The sequence below is a fragment of the Shinella zoogloeoides genome, from assembly GCF_022682305.1.
GTDB classification, from domain to species: domain Bacteria; phylum Pseudomonadota; class Alphaproteobacteria; order Rhizobiales; family Rhizobiaceae; genus Shinella; species Shinella zoogloeoides_B.
In genome coordinates this window covers 753,338-771,701 of sequence record NZ_CP093528.1, presented here as the reverse complement: position 1 = coordinate 771,701, position 18,364 = coordinate 753,338, and the positions used below count along the sequence as shown (strand labels likewise).

Sequence of the window (18,364 nt, the reverse complement as noted above, 5' to 3'; positions counted from 1 at the left end):
TCCGTGAGCCGCGACACCGACGAGAGCCCGCATTTCGACCTCGCCTTCCGGCCGGCCCATGGCGAGGCGGTGCCGGTCGGCCCGAGCGTCCAGCGCGTCACCGTCAACAATCCCGGCCCCTTCACCTTCCATGGCACGAACAGCTATATCGTCGGCGACCGCTCGGTCGCGGTGATCGATCCGGGACCGGAGGACGAGGCGCATTTCCGGGCGCTGATGCAGGCGCTTGCCGGGCGCGAGGTGACGCATATCGCCGTCAGCCACACGCATCGCGACCACTCGCCGCTGTCCCGCCGGCTGAAGGCGGAAACGGGGGCGCTCATCGTCGCCGAGGGCCCGCATCGCGCCGCGCGGCCGCTGCACGCGGGGGAAAGCAATCCCTTCGCGGAAAGCGCGGACATGGACTTCGCGCCGGATATCGCGCTTCGCCACGGCGAGACGGTGACGGGCGACGGCTGGGCGCTGACGGCGCTGCTGACGCCCGGCCATACCGCCAACCATGCCGCCTTCGCCCTTGACGGGCCGGAAGGCATCGTCTTTTCCGCCGACCATGTCATGGCCTGGGCGACGACCATCGTCGCCCCGCCGGACGGCGCGATGGCGGACTACATGGCCTCGCTCGAACGGTTGCTGGAGCGGGACGACCGCATCTACTTTCCCGGCCATGGCGGCCCGGTGACGGAGCCGGCCTCGTTCCTGCGCGGGCTTCGCACCCATCGGCGCATGCGCGAACGGGCGGTGCGCGAGCGCATCCGCGCGGGCGACCGGCTGATCGCCGACATGGTGAAGGTGATCTACCGCGAGACCGATCCGCGCCTGCATGGAGCGGCGGCGCTTTCGGTGCTGGCGCATCTGGAGGACCTGGTCGGGCGCGGCGAGGTCGTCACCGAGGGGCCGCCCTCGCTGAAGGGGCTGTATTTCCCCGCGCCGGGCCTTTGATCAGTCGCCGGCGATGCCGAGCAGTTCGGCGTCGAGCGCCTTCAGGTAGCCTTCCACCAGGTCCGCGCCCATGCCGAGGTCGTGCGGGCCGTAGCGGGTGGCCGCGCGCATGTCGACCAGCGTCGTTTCCGCCTCCTCGCGCAGGCGGATGACCACGTCGAAGCGGAAGCCGAAGACCGGCGAGCGCCATTCGCCCTGCAGCAGCACATCGCCCGCACCGCCGACATGCGGGGTCAGGGGCGTTTCCAGCGGGCGGGCCTCGGGGATCGGCACATCGCCCAGCGCCTCGGCGCTCTGCGCGACCTTGGCGGGATCGACGACGAGGTCCTCGAGGTCGGCGAGAATGTTGTCGAGGCCGTCCTCGGCGGTGATCGTGATGCCGGAGGCGGCGGCGACCTTGCGCACGCCCTGGTAGACGCGGTCGAGCGCGCCCTCGTAACGGCGGCCGGAAAGGCCGGGATAGGCTTCGATCTGCACGGCGCGATCCTCAGGCGTGACGATGCCGCCGCGCGGCAGCCAGTCCTGATCGACCGACGGCTCGGCAAGCCAGGGCGGGGCGGCGGCGGTGTCCGTCGTTACGTCGTGCAGCGCCGGCTTGTAGAAATAGGAATAGGCGGCCGCGCCGGCCACGCCGAGCGGCAGCAGCGCGAACAGCAGCGCCATGAAGGACGCCTTGCCGCCCCGCGCACCGACGAACCAGAGGCGCGCAAGGCCGATGGCCGCGAGCAGCACCGACACCCCCGCCAGAATGGCGGCGAAACCGGCAAGGGCAAGGAAATGCGGCGTCGTCAGCGGCCCGAAGCGATGCGACAGCACGACGGCGACGAACAGGACGCAGGAAAACAGCGCCAGACGGCGCGCCCAGTGCGCCGCATGGGAAACCGGCCGTTCGTACTGGATCGTGATTGCCATCGCCTCACCGGATGCTCGCGGCGTCACTGCCGCCCTTCCTCCCTAGCGCAGGGCGGGGCGTTTTTCCACTCCGGGATGGGGCGGCGGCCATTTCACGGCTCCTGCGACCGGAGGTCCTCGACCGCCGCGGCGGCCGCGGCATCTCCCTGCGCGGCGGCCTTGCGATACCACACCAGCGCCTCGGCAAGATCCTGCCCGACGCCCAATCCATGTTCGTAGAGTTCTCCAAGGCTGCGCTGGGCGTCGACCTCGCCGCCATCGGCGGCCTTGCGCAGCCAGATCGCGGCCTTGCCGAAATCCCGCTCGACGCCATTGCCGTCCCGATAGCTGAGGCCGACATCGTATTGCGCAAGCGTATCGTTCTTTTCCGCCGCCTGCATGAACAGCTTGAACGCCTTGTCGAAATCCTGCTCGACGCCCTCGCCGTTATAGTAGAGCACACCCAGATTGCGCTGCGAATCCGCGTCCCCCTGGGCGGCGCTTTTGCCATACCAGAAGACGGCCTGCTCGTAATCCTGCGCGACACCCTCGCCGTCCTGATAGGCCACGGCAAGGTTATACTGGGCCGCAGGGCTCCCGAGTTCGGCGCTTTTCAGGTACCACCGGTAGGACTCGGCCACATTCCTGCCCGCGTCGTAGGCGCGGCCGAGCTGGAACATCAGGCGTCGCGAATCGGGATAGCGCGCGAGCGCCTGTGTACAGGCCGCGACGGCTTCGGCGGATTTGATCTGCCCGAGCTCGACGTGATGGCCGCCGACATTGTCCGGATCGGTGGTCGTGGCCGCCAGACGGTCGCAATCCGTCACCGGCGCTGCCGCGCTTTCGGCATGGCCGATGCGGGGAACCGCAGCAAGCAATAGAGTGAAGGCCGCAACCGGAATGAATCGACGCATGGAAGTCTCTCTGCCTCGTGTGTTTTGGATGAATGGATGGCGGGCGGGCTGCCGCTCAGGAATACTGGGAATCCGGGGACGCCGCCGCGGCGCGGTTTCCGGTCGGAAACGCGACGGACGCCGGATGCGGTACGGTGATATTCACGATAAATGCCTTTATTTTCAAATACTGGAATGACGATTGAAGAACGGCCATGCCCACCGATAAATTCGCAATCCCCTTGCTTGCCGCCGTCCTCTGCCTTCTTCCGGGAACGCCCGGCCGGGCCGACGACGCCCCGCCGGTTCCCCCCGCCTGGGCGGACCACGCGCAGTCCCGCACGCTGGAGGAGTTGCTGTACCGGGCAAGCCAGGGCGGGGACAAGGGGGAGCTGTCCGCCGCCCGCGCCCGCATCGTCACGCAGGACCTTCCCGCCATCGAACATATCCAGGACCTGATCGCGCGAAACGATACGGCGGCCCTGCAGCGTCTCGGCCTCGGCATGACCGCCTGCCACTATGCCGGCATGACCATCCGGCTGCTGATCCTCGATGCCGACGAAACGGACGGGGTGCAGGAGGGGCACGCCGTCTCCGTTTCCGCCGAGGAGGCCGGGCGCTTTGCCGACCATATGAACCGTTGCGAACTGATCTCCCGCAAGCCCGCTATCCGGCGGCTCATCGGGGCCTCGTAGCGCGCCGCACCCATGCGCCAGCGCGGTACGGGCGGCCATCCCATCCTGTGGGAAAGGAATCGATCGCCCCGAATTTCCTTGCCTGCCGCAAATTTGCCACGCTCGTTAACGAGTTTTCACAAACGGGGGTTCAGCTTTCTTTCCGCGCGCTTGCACGCCTTCGCCGGAGCCGATCTAGGAGATGACGATGTTGCCGATGCAGACAACCGCCACCGTGCCGGTCACTACCCCCGCCGTCGACCCTGCCTTGCCGCTGGAACTTCTAGAACTCGAACTTTCGCTCGACGGTTTTTCGGGCGACGAGGCGAGCTTCGCCGAGGCGGTGCGTCAGGCGGCCGACCAGGTCGGCGGCGACTTCCTGTTCGATCTTCCCGCCTCCGGGCTTGCGGAGGACTGCCTGCGCATCGCGGCTTTGCGCGTGCCGAAGGGCGAGAACGGCGCGCTCGCGATCGTCTTCGCACTGCTGGACGCGGAAGACGCGACCATCCGCGTGGAAAATCCCGACGAGACGACGAAGGACCTGAAGCGCTTCGCCGATGCCTTCGTCGATGTGCTCCAGCGCATCTGAAGGCTTGCCGCGCCGGCGGGACGCGCCTATGTCCATGGCGTCACGGAGCGCCGGAGTAAGCATGCCCACGATGTTTTCCAGATTGGCCGTCCTGGCTATCGTCGCCCTCGCCGTCACCGGCTGCCAGACGGCGGAGGAAGTGCGCGCGGCAGACGAGAGCCGCTGCCTCTCCTACGGCTTTCGCCCGCGCACCGACGCCTTCGCCGAATGCCTGCAGCGCATCGATCTCGACCGGCGGGCATCGCTGCGGCAGACGAGCCGCGACGCGCTCTACATGCCGCCGCCCGTCATCATCGTGCGCGACCGGCGCTACTGATCGTCAAGCCTTGCTACCATTGAAGGCCGCCTGCGCCGCCGCGAGCCGGGCGATCGGCACGCGGAAGGGCGAGCAGGACACGTAATCCAGCCCCGCATCCTCGCAGAAATGGATAGAGGCCGGGTCGCCGCCATGCTCGCCGCAGATGCCGAGCTTCAGGTCACCCCGCGTCTGCCGGCCGCGCTCGGCGGCGATGCGGATGAGTTCGCCGACGCCGTCGAAATCGAGCTGGACGAACGGATCCTGCTCGACGATACCCTTCTGGATATAGGTCGAGAGGAACGCCGAGGCGTCATCGCGCGAGATGCCGAAGGTCGTCTGCGTCAGGTCGTTGGTGCCGAAGGAGAAGAACTCGGCCGATTCGGCGATGACATGGGCGCGAAGGGCCGCGCGCGGCAGCTCGATCATCGTGCCGGTGAGGTAGTTGATCGGCACGCCGCTCTCAGTGATCACCGCCTGCGCCACTGCCTCGATACGGGCCTTCACATAATCCAGCTCCGCCTTGAGGCCGACGAGCGGCACCATGATCTCCGGCTCCACGGCCGCGCCCGTCGCCTTGGCGGCTTCCACCGCGGCCTCGAAGATGGCGCGGGCCTGCATCTCGGCGATCTCGGGATAGGAGATGGCAAGGCGGCAACCGCGATGGCCGAGCATGGGGTTGAACTCGTGCAGCGTATCGACGCGGCGGCGCAGCACGGCCTCGTCGATGGCAAGGGCGGCGGCCACCTCGGCGATCTCCTCGTCGCTCTTCGGCAGGAATTCGTGCAGCGGCGGGTCGAGCAGGCGGATCGTCACCGGCAGGCCGTGCATGATCTCGAACAGCTCGGCGAAGTCCGAGCGCTGCATGGGCAGGAGTTTCGCCAGCGCCGCCCGGCGGCCAGCCTCGTCCTCGGCAAGGATCATCTCGCGCATCACATTGATGCGGCTGCCCTCGAAGAACATGTGCTCGGTGCGGCAGAGGCCGATGCCTTCCGCGCCGAAGGAGCGCGCCGCGCGGGCATCCGCCGGGGTCTCGGCATTGGTGCGTACCTTCATGCGGCGCGTGCGGTCCGCCCATTCCATGATGCGGCCGAAATCGCCCGAAAGCTCCGGCTGGAGCATGGGGATCTCGCCCTTCAGCACCTGGCCGGAAGAGCCGTCGATGGTGATGACGTCCCCCTTCCTCAGCGTCACGCCATGGGCGACCAGCAATTCGTTGCGCAGGTCGACGCGCAGCGTGCCGGCGCCCGAGACGCAAGGCGTGCCCATGCCGCGCGCCACGACGGCCGCGTGGCTCGTCATGCCGCCGCGCGTCGTCAGGATGCCTTCGGCGGCGTGCATGCCGTGAATGTCTTCCGGGCTGGTCTCGATGCGCACGAGAATGACTTTCCGCCCCTCCTCGTCCGCCTTCACCGCCTCTTCCGAGGCGAAGACGATCTCGCCCGTCGCCGCGCCCGGCGAGGCCGGCAGGCCGGAGCCGATGACGTCGCGGCGGGCGCGCGGATCGATGGTCGGATGCAGGAGCTGGTCGAGCGAGGCGGGATCGATGCGGGCGACGGCCTCACCCTCGCTGATCAGCCCTTCCGTCGCCATCTCGACGGCGATCTTCAGCGCGGCCTTGGCGGTGCGCTTGCCCGAGCGGGTCTGGAGCATCCAGAGCTTGCCGCGCTCGATGGTGAATTCGAGGTCCTGCATGTCGCGATAGTGCCGCTCCAGCCGCTCGCAGATGCCGCGGAACTCGGCGAAAGCTTCCGGCATCAGCTTTTCCAGCGACGGCCGGTCCGAGCCGGAGGCGATGCGCGCCTCCTCGGTAATGTTCTGCGGCGTGCGGATGCCGGCGACGACATCCTCGCCCTGCGCGTTGACGAGGAATTCGCCGTAGAGCTTGTTCTCGCCCGTCGAGGGATTGCGCGTGAAGGCGACGCCGGTAGCCGAGGAGTTGCCGAGATTGCCGAAGACCATGGCCTGCACGTTGACGGCCGTGCCCCAGACGGCTGGGATGTTGTGCAGCGTGCGGTAGGTGACGGCACGGGCGTTCATCCAGCTTGCGAAGACGGCGCCGATGGCGCCCCAGAGCTGGACTTCCGGGTCCTGCGGGAATTCCTCGTCCAGTTCCTCGCGGATGATCTCCTTGTAGCGGGCGATGACGTGCTGCCATTCGACGGCGGAAAGTTCCGTGTCCTGCTCGTGGCCGAGCCGACCCTTCTCGTCCTCGAGGATTTCCTCGAAGACCTCGTGATCGAGGCCCATGACCACATCGCCATACATCTGGATGAAGCGGCGGTAGCTGTCCCAGGCAAAGCGCGCGTCGCCGGCATCGTGGCCGAGCGCCTCGACCGTCCGGTCGTTGAGGCCGAGGTTCAGCACCGTGTCCATCATGCCCGGCATGGAGGCGCGCGCGCCGGAGCGGACGGAGAGCAGCAAGGGCTTTGCCGTATCGCCGAAGACGCGGCCGGTGACGGCCTCCATCTCGCGAAGCCCCGCGCGGACCTGATCCTTCAGACCAGCCGGCAGGGTACGGCCGTTCTCGTAATAGTGGTTGCAGGCCGAGGTGACGATGGTGATGCCGGGCGGCACCGGCAGGCCGAGATTGCACATCTCGGCAAGGTTCGCGCCCTTGCCGCCGAGCAGGTTGCGGTCGCCCGCGCTGCCTTCGGCGCGGCCTCCCCCGAAGGTATAGACCCACTTCTCCATCGACGCCTCCCCAATTGCGTTCGCGCAATCTACAGGAAGTGCATCCCTTTGAAAACGCGGTGCGACAGGAATTTTGCTGCGCTGCATCAAAATTACGACGGCAATGCAATATTACGTGAGAAAAATATAAGCCGTGCTCCATAGGGGAACACGGCTTTCGTCCGGGAGGTGAATTGTGACGGGTCAATTTTCCTGGATGGAAAGCCCCTGCTCATTCAACTGGATCTCGACCCCATCGGGCTTCTTCTCCTGCTGCCAGGCATAATAGGAGAACCCGGCCACGACGACGACGAGGGCGCCGATGATCATGTAAAGTGCGTCTCTGCTCACGTTTTGTCCCCGATTGCATATATCCGCCCACAGGAAACATGCGGGCGGTGACAAATGCATGGGGAGGGGTTTTGTTCCTCAGCCCAGCTTTTCGGCAATCCACATCTTGATGAGGGACTGGCGGGTTACGCCAAGCCGACTCGCCTGCCGATCCAGCCCCTCAACCACCCATGCCGGGAAATCGACATTGACCCTGCGCATCTCCAGGTTCGCACGGCGGGCTTTGCTCCAGTCGACATCGGCTGCGACGTCGTCACCGGCATCGAACTTGGCCTCGAATTCAGTCGCTTTCATAATATTCTATCTCCTGTTCGCGTGCCCGCCTGACGGAAATGATGCGCACGCTGTCGCCCCGGCGAACGCAAACGGCTGCCCAGTGCCGGCCATCGATCATGCCGACGGCAAGGTATCGCGGCTCATCGTCCGTGCGTGCCGGCGCCTCGATGAGGCGCTCATCTTGCCAGAGCGCCTGCACTTCATCGAAATCAATGCCGTGCTTGGCCTTGTTCGACCTGCTCTTTTCGGGATCGTATTCAAAGCTCATGGATAAGAATAGTATAATAATTATACCGTTTCAATCCATCGCTACGACGCCTCGCGCAACTGCTCCGCCGTCTGCAGGTCCACCGACACGAGCTGCGACACGCCCTGCTCGGCCATGGTGACGCCGAAGAGGCGGTTCATGCGGGCCATGGTGATGGGGTTGTGGGTGATGATGACGAAGCGGGTCTCCGTGGAGGCGGCCATCTCGTCCATCAGGTTGCAGTAGCGCTCGACATTGTGGTCGTCGAGCGGGGCGTCCACCTCGTCCAGCACGCAGATCGGCGCGGGATTGGTGAGGAAGACGGCGAAGATGAGGGCCATGGCCGTCAGCGCCTGCTCGCCGCCGGACAGCAGCGTCATGGTCTGCGGCTTCTTGCCGGGCGGGCGGGCGAGGATTTCGAGACCGGCGTCGAGCGGGTCGTCGCTCTCGATGAGCTGCAGTTCCGCCGTGCCGCCGCCGAAAAGGTGGGTGAAGAGGCGCTGGAACTGGACGTTGACCACGTCGAAGGCGGCGAGAAGGCGTTCGCGGCCCTCGCGGTTGAGGCTCTGGATGGCCGAGCGCAGCTTGCGGATCGCCTCGATGATATCCTCGCGCTCGGTGACGATGGCCTCGAGCTTTTCCGTGAGTTCCTTCTGCTCCTCCTCGGCGCGCAGGTTCACCGCGCCGAGCCGTTCGCGCTCCATCTTCAGCCGGTCGAGTTCCCGTTCGCGCTCGCGCGGATCGGGCAGCGGGGCATCGACGGGGTGGCCGGTGAGACGCAGCGCCTCGTGCGGCGGGCAGGACAGCGCTTCGCGGATGCGTGCCTCGCCCTCGACGCGGCGCTCGCGGGCCGAAACGAGGCGTTCTTCCGCACGGCCGCGCGTCTCGCGGGATTCGGCGAGCTGCGAAAGCGCCGTCGCGGCGATGCGGTCGGCCTCGCGCTGGCGGTTTTCCGCCTCCTGAAGGGCATCGGCCGCCTCGCGGCGGGCAGCTTCCGCATTGGTGAGGCCGGTCAGAAGCTCGCGGCGCTTTTCCTCGATCTCGTCGGGCGCCTCGATAAGCTCTTCCATCTCCTCGCGCGCCTCGCTTTCGCGCTCGCGCAGGGTGGCGATGTGGCCTTCGGCGCTGGCCGCGCGGCTCTTCCACGTCTCGCGCTCGGCCGAGATGGCCATGAGGCGGCGGCGGCGGTCGGCCATCTCGCGGGCAAGGCCGTCATGGGCGGCGCGGGCTTCGGCCAGCGTCGCGCGGTCGGTTGCGACATCCATGGTGTGGGTGCGAAGGCGCAGGTCGAGATCGGCAAGATCAGGCGCGTCCTCCAAGGTGGCGCGGGCATCCTCCAGCGCCTCGGCGGCCTCCTCCACCTGTGCCTCGATCTGGGCGCGGGTCTCGGAAAGCACGGCGCGGCGGCGGATGAGGTCGCCGGAGGCGCGCTCGGCGGCTTCCAGCGCCTCACGGGCCTCGGCCAGCGCGCGGGCGGCGTTTCGCTGTGCCTCGCGCGCCGCCTGCTGGCGCTGCGTCTCGGCGCGGATCGCCTCGCCGGCGCGGGCGAGATCAGCTTCGGCCTCGGCAAGCACGGCGCGGGCGTCTTCCGCCTCGATTTCGAGTTCGGAAAGGCGGTTCTTCTGTTCCAGGCGAAGGGCGGCGGCGCTCGGTGCGTCCGCACCAGTGACATGGCCGTCCCAGCGGAAAACGGCGCCTTCGCGGGTGACGAGCCGCTGGCCGGGCTTCAGTTTCGGCAGCAGGGACAGCGCTTCCTCGACGCTGCCGGCAATACCGATCTGTGCCAGACGGCGGTGCAGGACCTTTGGCGCGCGGACGTGGGTGATCAGGGCCGTCAAGCCATCCGGCAGGGCGGCATCGCCCGAGGCGTCGCCGGATTGCCGCCAGTGAACGGGCGCGTCGCTATCGGCAGGCGAATCGAGGTCGTCGCCGAGGGCGGCACCCAATGCGGTCTCGTAGCCGCGATCGACATCGACCTCTTCCACGACCGGCGCAAAGGAGCCGCCGGCGGCACCAGCTTCCAGCATGCGGCGGATGGTGCGGGCCTCCGTCTCGATGCCGGCAAGACGGGCGCGGGCTGCATCCACCGGGCCGCGCAGGGCGGATTCGTTGAAGCGGGCCTCTTCCAGCGCCTCCTCGACCGCGACGAGCATCTCGCCCGCCGCCTCCAGTGCCTCCTCGGCGGATTGCACGGCGGCGCGGCGCTCCTCCGGGTCGGGGAGCGCGTTTATGCGGGCATCCATCTCCTCCAGCTCGCGCGCCTGCGCATCGAGCTGCTGGCCGAGGCGCAGATGGCGTTCGGCAAGGTCGCGGATCGCCTTTTCGAGCTGGTTGCGCACCGCCTGCGCCTCCGCGCGCTCGGCGGTGACAGCGGCAAGGGCGGCTTCGCTTTCAGAGAGTTTGGCCGCAGCCTCGTCCATCGTCTCGCGGGCAGCCTCGGCGCGCTCATCGGCCTCGGCGAGGATTTCGCCGATCTCCTCCTCCTCCGACGTCAGCCGTTCCAGCACGGCAGCATTGTCGGCCACCATGCGTTCCTCGCGGGAAATGTCCTCGGCAAGCTGGGCAAGGCGGCGGGTGAGTTCGTCGCGGCGGCGGAGCAGCCGGGCGGAATCTTCCTCAAGCTGTGTGCGGGCGATCTGGAGGCGCTGGAGAACGGCCGCGAGCTTGGCCTCGTTCTCGCGCAGTTCCGGCAGTTTTAGGCTGGCGACAGCCTGATCCTTGGCCGCCTGCATCTGCGCATTGGCGCGCTCGGCAACGAGCGAGGTCGCCTGGTTGAGCTGGCTTTCCGCCTCGCCTTCCGCGTCCTTGGCCTGCGCCCAGCGGATATGCAGCAGCATCGCCTCATGGCGGCGGATATCGGCTGACAGAGCCTTGAAGCGATTTGCCTGCCGCGACTGGCGCTTCAGGCTCTCGATCTGGCTTTCGAGCTGCGAGGTGACGTCGTCGAGCCGTTCCAGATTGGTCTCGGCGGCGCGCAGGCGCAGCTCCGCCTCGTGGCGGCGGGAATGCAGGCCCGAAATGCCGGCGGCCTCTTCAAGAAGCTGGCGACGGGCCTGGGGCTTTGCCTGGATCAGCTCGCCGATGCGGCCCTGCCCCACCATGGAGGGCGAACGGGCACCGGTGGAAGCGTCGGCGAAGAGGAGCTGCACGTCCTTGGCGCGCGCCTCCTTGCCGTTGATGCGGTAGACCGAGCCGTTCTCGCGCTCGATGCGGCGCGTGACCTGGATCTCGTCCTCACCGTTGAAGGCTGCGGGGGCGGTGCGATCGGAATTGTCGAGATAGAGGCCGACTTCGGCGGTGTTCCTCGCCGGACGGTTGCCGGAGCCGGAGAAGATGACGTCGTCCATGCCGGACGCGCGCATGTTCTTGTAGGAGTTCTCCCCCATCACCCAGCGCAGCGCCTCGACGAGATTCGACTTGCCGCAGCCATTCGGCCCGACGACGCCGGTCAGGCCCCGCTCGATGACGAATTCGGTGGGCTCGACGAAGGACTTGAAGCCGAGAAGGCGGAGCTTGGTGAACTTCATGCGGCACCGGTGAGGGCGAGATACCCTTCCGCCCGGTGGTGCGGGATGCCCCTCATCTGCCTGCCGGCATCCTCTCCCCGTAAACGGGGCGAGGAACGATGGGCGCGCCGTTCTGCCCCTTCTCCCCGCCTGTGGAGAGAAGGTCCCGGCAAGGGGATGGGGGGCAGCACCGCTGCAAAATAAAAAGCGGGCGCACGGCTTCCGCCGTCGCCCGCCTGAAATCCGGTCGAAGGATCAGAGCATGCTGTCGATGAGGGCCGACATGGTGTCAACCGACATGTCCCCCGAATAGCGCTTGCCGTTGATCAGGAAGGTCGGGGTCGCCGCGACGCCGAATTCCTTGGCACCGCGTTCCCGTACCGCGTTCACATCATCCAGAAGCTTCTGGTTCGTCAAGCAGGCCTGGAAGCTCTCCTGTGTAAAACCGGCAAGCTTGGACATCTGCAGGAGCGCTTCGCGGCCGTCCTGCGCGGCGGCCCAGGTCTCCTGCTGCTTCATCAGCATGGAGATCATCGGGAAATACTGGGCGGCCTCGGTGAGCTTCGTCGTATCCTGCGGGTTGCAGCGCGCCAGCATGAAGGCGGCGGCAGCGCGCGGGTCGAACGGGAATTCGCGCAGGATGAAGCGGACCTTGCCGCTGTCGACATACTTTTCCTTGATGGCGTCGAAGGTGTTGTTGTGGAAGGCCGCGCAATGCGGGCAGGTCGTCGACATGTATTCGACGATGGTGACGGGGGCGTTCGCCTCGCCGAGCGCCATGTCCGGCAGCGCGCCGGGCTTCAGCACTTCGGCCATGTCCACGTCGCCCTCGGCAGCGGGAACCTCGGCTGCGGGCTTCTGCGCGGTCTCGGTCGCAGGCTTCTGCGCGGTTTCGGTTGCCGGCGTGGTGGTGGTCGTCGTCGTGGCCGTCTCGGTCGTGGTGCCGGAGGACGCAGCCGGCGTCGAGCTTGCGCTTTCGCTGGTGGTGGTCTGGCTGGTTTCGGGCGCCTTGGCGGTCTCCTCCTTCTTCTCGTCGGAGCAGGCGGCCAGCGTCACGGCGAGCGCGGCGACGGCGGCGCCGGTGAGAAGACGCTTCATGAGGCTCATTTCGGAAAGGGACATGGTCTCTCCTGTCGGAAGGGATAAGGAATTCTGTACTTGCGCAACTCCGGACGGAAAATCGCTTCGCGCTTTTCCTGAAATTGCCGTCGCAATCCCGTTATACCTGCTTTCGGGCGCGAACAAGCGGCGTGAAGGCCAGTAACTTCAAAGAATTGTGACCGTTCGATGATCAACGCCGCCGGCCGAGCACGGCCGTGCCGAGACGTTTCAGGGCCGCCTTCAGCGCCTCGCCCTCGATGCCGCCGACGAGGTCGTCGAGATGGCGGGCAGCATCCCCCGTCAACGGGCGTGGCCGCGCGCGATGGCGCGCCTGCGGCGTTACCGGCTTCTGCACGATCCGGACCTGGTTGATGGCCGGAAAGCCGAAGAAACCATTGATGCGCTGGATGATCTCGCCCTGCTGGTGGCTGAGGAAGAGCGCGCGCGCGCCCTCGCAGGCGATCGTCAGCACGCCCGGCTGGTAGCCGCCGCCCTCGCCCGCCATCTCGGAGGCGCGGCGCGGCCAGGCAATGCGCTCCGGCCGCGTGCATTCGGCAAATTCCGAACCGGCGATCTCGTCCCACGAACCGAGCAGCATCGTGTTGATACCCGCGCGCCTGGCCAGCACCGGATCGATGAGGTCGTTGGCCACTTCGCTGATCTGGACGGCACCGCGCCGCGACTGGGGCCTTCCGGTTTTCGCGTTCACATTCCACCCCTTACGGGAAAATAGTCCTGTCTTGTCCGCAAAGCACCTTGAAGATCGCGGATCGCTCGGCCAGTTATAGAACAATTCCAGGAGAAGTGTGCAGCGGTTTTGCGCGCGCCGCGTCCCGTCCCGAAAAGCGCCCCGACCCGTTCAGGCACACAATGACCCAATCCCCCCGGCCCGCCGCGCCTGCCGATCTCATCCTCGCCTGGTACGACCGGCATCACCGTGACCTGCCCTGGCGGGTCAGCCCGCCTATGGCGGCAGGCGGCATCCGGCCCGATCCCTATCGGGTCTGGCTTTCCGAGGTCATGCTGCAACAGACCACGGTGCAGGCGGTGAAGGCCTATTTCGCGCTGTTCACCACCCGCTGGCCGACCGTGACCGACCTTGCGAGGGCCGATACGGAAGACGTGATGAAATCCTGGGCGGGCCTCGGCTACTATGCCCGCGCCCGCAATCTCAAGAAATGCGCCGAGGCCGTCGCCTTCGAGCACGGTGGCGTCTTTCCCGATACGGAGGAAGGGCTGAAGGCGCTGCCGGGCATCGGCGATTATACGGCCGCCGCCATCGCCGCCATCGCCTTCGGCCGGCAAAGCGCCGTTCTCGACGGCAATGTCGAGCGCGTCGTCTCGCGCCTCCATGCCATCGAGACGCCCCTGCCCGCCGCAAAACCCGAAATGCGCGCGCTGGTGGCCGCCATGACGCCGGCGGGCCGGCCGGGCGACTTCGCGCAGGCGATGATGGACCTCGGCGCGACGATCTGCACGCCGCGCCGGCCGGCCTGCGCGCTCTGTCCCCTCAATGCGCAGTGCCGGGTGCTCGGCACGGCGGACCCGGAGCTTTATCCCCGCAAGGCGGCGAAGAAGGAAAAGCCGGTCCGGCTCGGCGCCGCCTTCGTCGCGGAGAACGCGGCGGGGGCGGTCCTTCTGCGCAAGCGCGGCGAAACCGGCCTTCTCGGCGGCATGACGGAGGTGCCGGGCAGCGACTGGACCGCCCGCATCGACGGCGCGAGCGACCTTTCCGCCGCCCCCTTCCCGGCCGACTGGGCGGCCTGCGGCACCGTCACCCATGTCTTCACGCATTTCGAATTGCGCCTCTCGGTCTACCGCTCCATGGTGGCGGGCAACGGGCAGGCCGGCAACGGCTGGTGGCAGCCGAAGGAGACGCTCGACGGCGAGGCCCTGCCGACCGTCATGAAGAAAGCCATAAAACAGGCCATACCGGACGCATTTCAAAAGACGAGGAAAGCATGAGCAGCATCGAAATCCGACACATCGTCTTCGACATCGGCAAGGTGCTGATCCACTACGACCCGCACATTCCCTATGCCCGCCTCATCCCGGACGACGCGGAACGCAACTGGTTCTTCGCCAATATCTGCACGCACGACTGGAACATCGAGCAGGACCGCGGCCGCGCATGGGAGGACGCCGAGGCGCTGCTGATCGCGACGCACCCCGACCGCACCGAGCATATCCGCGCCTTCCGCCGGCATTGGCACGAGATGGTCTCGCACGCCTATGTCGAGAGCGTCGCGATCATGGAGACGCTGATCGCCCAGCAGCGCGACGTGACCATGCTGACCAACTTCGCCGCAGACACCTTCAAGGAAGCGCGCAAGCTCTTCCCCTTCCTCGACATGCCGCGCGGCGTGACCGTCTCCGGCGAGGTCGGCCTCATCAAGCCGGATATCGCGATCTACGAGAAACATGGCCGCGACTTCGGCCTCTCGCCGGCCCACACGCTCTTCATCGACGATGCGCCGGCCAATGTGGAGGGCGCGCGGCTCGCCGGCTGGAATGCGGTTCTGTTCACCGACCCGGAGAAATTGAAAAGCGATCTTGCCGCACACGGCATCGCCCTTTGAACCGAAACGCCCGGAACCTTGCGGCTCCGGGCGTTTTCGCATTTCCGGGACTGAAGGCACAAAACCGGAAAGGCGATATCCTGCCTGCCGCGCCGGTTGATCGGCTACGGCTTTCCACAACGATTTCCGTTGCTTGGCCTGACGCATTTGCCGGAGCACAGTAAGCGGGCGATGGTTAACATCGCCTGAATCCCCGCCATGGAAGTTTGCGGGAAGCGATCCCCTGAAAGCCACAACCCCCGGTGCAGGGAACACCGGAGGCTGCGGCTGGAGAAACGGTATGAAGGGTATGCGGCGGGCCTATTCGAGACCGGCCATTCCCGCGCGCACGACAGCGCGCAGGGCATCGATCGGCTTGAGTTCCGCGCCGTCCGCATAGTGCCAGAAGGTCCAGCCGTTGCAGGCATCGAGACCCTGAACCTTCGCGCCGACACGGTGGATGGAGCCGGCATCGCTGCCCGAGGCGAGCGTGCCGTCGGCGCGCACGATGGCGCTGTGGCGGCGGCGGGCGTCCGTCAGCACCGTGCCGGGCTGGAGCAGGCCGCTTTCGAGGAGCGTGTTGAAGGCGACGCGCGGCTCGGCCTTCTTGCCGCTCATCACGGAAAGCGTGCCCGAGCCAAGCGGCTCGACCGCATCGATGCGTTCGCGGGCCGCGTCGATATAGCTCTGCTCACGCTCGATGCCGACGAAGTGACGGCCGAGGCGCTTTGCGACGGCGCCGGTCGTGCCGGAGCCGAAGAACGGATCGAGCACCACGTCGCCGGGCTTGGAGGAAGCCATGAGGATGCGGGCGAGCAGCGCTTCCGGCTTCTGCGTCGGATGCACCTTCTTGCCGTCCGCGTCCTTCAGGCGCTCGCCGCCGTTGCAGATCGGGAACAGCCAGTCGGAGCGCATCTGCACGTCGTCGTTGGCGGCCTTCATGGCGTCATAGTTGAAGGTGTAGCCCTTGGCCTTGGGATCGCGGGTCGCCCAGATCATCGTCTCGTGCGCGTTCTGGAAGCGGCGGCCCTTGAAGTTCGGCATCGGGTTGGTCTTGCGCCAGACGATGTCGTTGAGGATCCAGAAATTGAGGTCCTGCAAGGTCGCGCCGACGCGGAAGATATTGTGGTAGGAGCCGATGACCCAGATCGTGCCCGACGGCTTCAGCACGCGGCGGCAGGCGAGCAGCCAGGCGCGAGTGAAGGCATCATAAGCCTCGAAGGAGGCGAACTGGTCCCATTCGTCGTCGCAGGCGTCGACGAGGCTCTGGTCCGGCCGGTGCAGCGCACCGCCGAGCTGTAGGTTGTACGGCGGATCGGCGAAGATGACGTCGACGGACTGGTCGGGCAGCGCCTCGAGCGCGGCAACGCAGTCGCCCTTGATGATGGTGTCCAGCCAGCCGCTCTTGCGGGGCGAACGGGAGACGTCTGCAAGCGAAAGAACAGATGGCATTTTATACTCGCTGATACGCTTACTCGGAACGGAATGTGATGAGGCTTATGGTTACCGAAGATGGTTACCAAAGGCTGAAGGCTTTGGAGAAAAAGCCAAAACCGTCCCGCGAGGGGACTGCAACCGTGAATTCAAGCGACGTCGAATAGACGCGGCTTCCCGCACGTTTCATGATGGATACCGCCGCGCCGGGCCGAGGGGTCGGTCGGGTTTGCCGGAACGAGGAGGACAATCGTGCGATTGAAAGCCGTTTTCATGCTTCTGGCGGGGCTTCTTGCCGCCAGCACGGCGGGCGCCGCCGACAAGACGATGATCGTGCTGGACGCCTCCGGCTCCATGTGGGGCCAGATCGGCGGGCGCAGCAAGATCGAGATCGCCCGCGAGACGCTCGCCAGCGTGCTGAAGTCGGTTCCCACCGGCACCGAGCTGGGCCTGATGGTCTACGGCCATCGTGAGAAAGGCTCGTGCAGCGATATCGAGCTGGCCGTGCCGCCGGCCGCCGGCACCGGGGACGCGATCACCGCCTTCGTCAACGGCCTCAATCCGAAAGGCAAGACGCCGCTCACGCAATCCGTCGAGCAGGCCGCCGACATTCTCAAATATACCGAGGAGAAGGCGACCGTCGTGCTGGTGACGGACGGGCTGGAGACCTGCGAGGCAGACCCCTGCGCGCTCGCCTCGGCGCTCGAGCAGAAAGGCGTCGACTTCACCACCCATGTCGTCGGCTTCGGCCTGACGGAGGAGGAAGGCAAGCAGGTCGCCTGCCTTGCGGAAAACACCGGCGGCAAATATTTCCAGGCCTCGGATGCCGGCCAGCTCGTCGCCGCGCTGACCGAAACGGTGGCGGAAGCGCCGATGACCAAGCCGGCCGAGGAGGTCGCGGAAGCCGAGCCTGAGCCGGCACCGGCATTCAACGCCGAATTCGACAGCACGCTTTCCGAGGGCGGTCCGTCGCTCGGCGACGAAGACGACGTCTTCTGGCAGATCTACAAGGCGGACGTGGACGGCCGGCCGGCCGGCGACACCATCGAAACCCAGTACAAGGGCGCGTTCTCCGGCAGCTATCCGCCGGGCAAGTACGTCGCCGTCGCCACGCTGCAAAGCTCGATCAAGCGCGAGACGCCCTTCGAGGTGAAGGACGGCGCGGTGGCCAAGCCCTTCGTCAATTTCGACGCCGGCCACGTGACGATTACGCCGAAGCGCACGCCGCAGGATGCGGAGGCCGATTCCAACGCCGCCGTCGAAATCGCCTTCGGCGATTATTCCACCACCTATTATGGCACGGCGAAATTCTACGCCTCCGCCGGCGAGGTGACGGTCAACGGCACACTCGGTCCCGCCAAGGTGACGGAGACCTTCCCGGTGAAGGCGGGCGAGACGGTCGAGCGCGACCTCATCATCGGCTCGGGCATCGTGCTCAACAAGGCGATCTATGCGGAAGGCGGGCCGGCGGTCGATTCCAGCGAGGTGTTCTTCGAGGTGGTCGAGGCCAAGAAGACCCTCGACGGCAAACGCAAGAGCCTGACCTACAGCTACGGTACAGGCACCAAGCTTGACGTGCCGGCGGGCGACTTCGTGCTGACGGCCAGGCTCGGCTCGGCGACGAACGAGATCCCGTTCTCGGTGAAAGCCGGCGAGATGAAGGAGGTCGTCGTCAACCTGAATGCCGGCGTTCTGGCGGTCAAGGCGCCCGGCGCGGCCAGCGTGGAAATCCTCGTTGCCACGAAGGATATCCAGGGCGACCACCGCACCTCCATCGCCACTCTTTTCGGCCCCGAGGTGCAGGATACGCTTCCGGTTGGCGACTATGTGCTGCTCGTCAAATACGACGGCGACGTTGCGCCGAAGGAAGTGAATGCGACGGTAAAGGCCGGCGAGCGCTCGGAAGTCGCCGTGCAGTAAACCCGGAGGCGGCCTGC

General features: G+C 66.5%; 17 protein-coding genes. 7 read left to right on the top strand and 10 right to left on the bottom strand.

Features of this window, described 5'->3' with window-relative positions; genetic code table 11:
- Positions 1–3 precede the first annotated feature (3 nt).
- On the top strand, positions 4–939 hold the full coding sequence (locus MOE34_RS03805) for an MBL fold metallo-hydrolase (RefSeq protein ID WP_242221161.1): 936 nt from the start codon (positions 4–6) through the stop codon (positions 937–939).
- Here the strand turns inward: MOE34_RS03805 and MOE34_RS03800 are convergent, their stop codons facing one another.
- The gene (locus tag MOE34_RS03800) at positions 940–1,845 is read right to left on the bottom strand and encodes a DUF1499 domain-containing protein (protein WP_242223741.1); all 906 of its coding nucleotides are present in this window, start codon (positions 1,843–1,845) and stop codon (positions 940–942) included.
- Positions 1,846–1,943: 98 nt separating this feature from the next.
- Positions 1,944–2,744 carry a tetratricopeptide repeat protein gene (locus MOE34_RS03795; RefSeq protein WP_242221157.1) on the bottom strand — a complete coding sequence of 267 codons (801 nt, stop codon included), beginning with the start codon at positions 2,742–2,744 and terminating at the stop codon, positions 1,944–1,946.
- Positions 2,745–2,938: 194 nt separating this feature from the next.
- Here MOE34_RS03795 and MOE34_RS03790 point away from each other — a divergent pair, with 194 nt between their 5' ends.
- The 3 genes from MOE34_RS03790 to MOE34_RS03780 all read left to right on the top strand — a co-directional run bounded on the left by MOE34_RS03790 (position 2,939) and on the right by MOE34_RS03780 (position 4,302).
- Positions 2,939–3,418 carry a hypothetical protein gene (locus MOE34_RS03790; RefSeq protein ID WP_242221155.1) on the top strand — a complete coding sequence of 160 codons (480 nt, stop codon included), beginning with the start codon at positions 2,939–2,941 and terminating at the stop codon, positions 3,416–3,418.
- Between the two features lie 196 nt (positions 3,419–3,614).
- The gene (locus MOE34_RS03785) at positions 3,615–3,986 is read left to right on the top strand and encodes a hypothetical protein (RefSeq protein ID WP_242221153.1); all 372 of its coding nucleotides are present in this window, start codon (positions 3,615–3,617) and stop codon (positions 3,984–3,986) included.
- Positions 3,987–4,047: 61 nt separating this feature from the next.
- A complete protein-coding gene (locus tag MOE34_RS03780) occupies positions 4,048–4,302 on the top strand; it encodes a hypothetical protein (RefSeq protein WP_431522410.1) in 255 nt (84 codons plus the stop codon).
- A gap of 3 nt (positions 4,303–4,305) precedes the next feature.
- Here MOE34_RS03780 and ppdK read toward each other — a convergent pair whose 3' ends face one another.
- From ppdK to MOE34_RS03745, 7 genes are all read right to left on the bottom strand, one after another.
- Positions 4,306–6,975, bottom strand: coding sequence for a pyruvate, phosphate dikinase (gene ppdK / locus MOE34_RS03775; protein WP_242221150.1), 2,670 nt, complete (start codon positions 6,973–6,975; stop codon positions 4,306–4,308).
- 183 nt (positions 6,976–7,158) lie between these two features.
- Positions 7,159–7,305, bottom strand: a complete 147-nt coding sequence (locus MOE34_RS03770; protein ID WP_242221148.1) for a hypothetical protein — start codon at positions 7,303–7,305, stop codon at positions 7,159–7,161.
- A gap of 78 nt (positions 7,306–7,383) precedes the next feature.
- Positions 7,384–7,599 carry a type II toxin-antitoxin system BrnA family antitoxin gene (brnA, locus tag MOE34_RS03765; protein WP_242221146.1) on the bottom strand — a complete coding sequence of 72 codons (216 nt, stop codon included), beginning with the start codon at positions 7,597–7,599 and terminating at the stop codon, positions 7,384–7,386.
- Positions 7,586–7,849 carry a BrnT family toxin gene (locus MOE34_RS03760; RefSeq protein ID WP_242221144.1) on the bottom strand — a complete coding sequence of 88 codons (264 nt, stop codon included), beginning with the start codon at positions 7,847–7,849 and terminating at the stop codon, positions 7,586–7,588. Before MOE34_RS03760 ends, brnA begins: the two co-directional genes overlap by 14 nt.
- 41 nt (positions 7,850–7,890) lie before the next feature.
- The gene (smc, locus tag MOE34_RS03755) at positions 7,891–11,355 is read right to left on the bottom strand and encodes a chromosome segregation protein SMC (protein ID WP_242221143.1); all 3,465 of its coding nucleotides are present in this window, start codon (positions 11,353–11,355) and stop codon (positions 7,891–7,893) included.
- Between the two features lie 234 nt (positions 11,356–11,589).
- Positions 11,590–12,456, bottom strand: a complete 867-nt coding sequence (locus MOE34_RS03750) for a DsbA family protein (RefSeq protein ID WP_242221140.1) — start codon at positions 12,454–12,456, stop codon at positions 11,590–11,592.
- A gap of 169 nt (positions 12,457–12,625) precedes the next feature.
- A complete protein-coding gene (locus tag MOE34_RS03745; protein ID WP_242221138.1) occupies positions 12,626–13,144 on the bottom strand; it encodes a DUF721 domain-containing protein in 519 nt (172 codons plus the stop codon).
- 161 nt (positions 13,145–13,305) lie between these two features.
- On the opposite strand from MOE34_RS03745, the gene mutY reads away from it, so the two are divergent.
- Positions 13,306–14,400: an A/G-specific adenine glycosylase gene (mutY, locus tag MOE34_RS03740; RefSeq protein WP_242221128.1), complete on the top strand. Its 1,095-nt coding sequence runs from the start codon at positions 13,306–13,308 to the stop codon at positions 14,398–14,400.
- The gene (locus tag MOE34_RS03735) at positions 14,397–15,014 is read left to right on the top strand and encodes an HAD family hydrolase (RefSeq protein ID WP_242221126.1); all 618 of its coding nucleotides are present in this window, start codon (positions 14,397–14,399) and stop codon (positions 15,012–15,014) included. Before mutY ends, MOE34_RS03735 begins: the two co-directional genes overlap by 4 nt.
- 300 nt (positions 15,015–15,314) lie before the next feature.
- On the opposite strand, the gene MOE34_RS03730 is transcribed toward MOE34_RS03735, so the two are convergent.
- Positions 15,315–16,445 carry a site-specific DNA-methyltransferase gene (locus tag MOE34_RS03730; RefSeq protein WP_242221124.1) on the bottom strand — a complete coding sequence of 377 codons (1,131 nt, stop codon included), beginning with the start codon at positions 16,443–16,445 and terminating at the stop codon, positions 15,315–15,317.
- A 234-nt stretch (positions 16,446–16,679) separates the two neighbouring features.
- On the opposite strand from MOE34_RS03730, the gene MOE34_RS03725 reads away from it, so the two are divergent.
- Positions 16,680–18,347, top strand: a complete 1,668-nt coding sequence (locus tag MOE34_RS03725) for a vWA domain-containing protein (protein WP_347342748.1) — start codon at positions 16,680–16,682, stop codon at positions 18,345–18,347.
- Positions 18,348–18,364 lie beyond the last annotated feature (17 nt).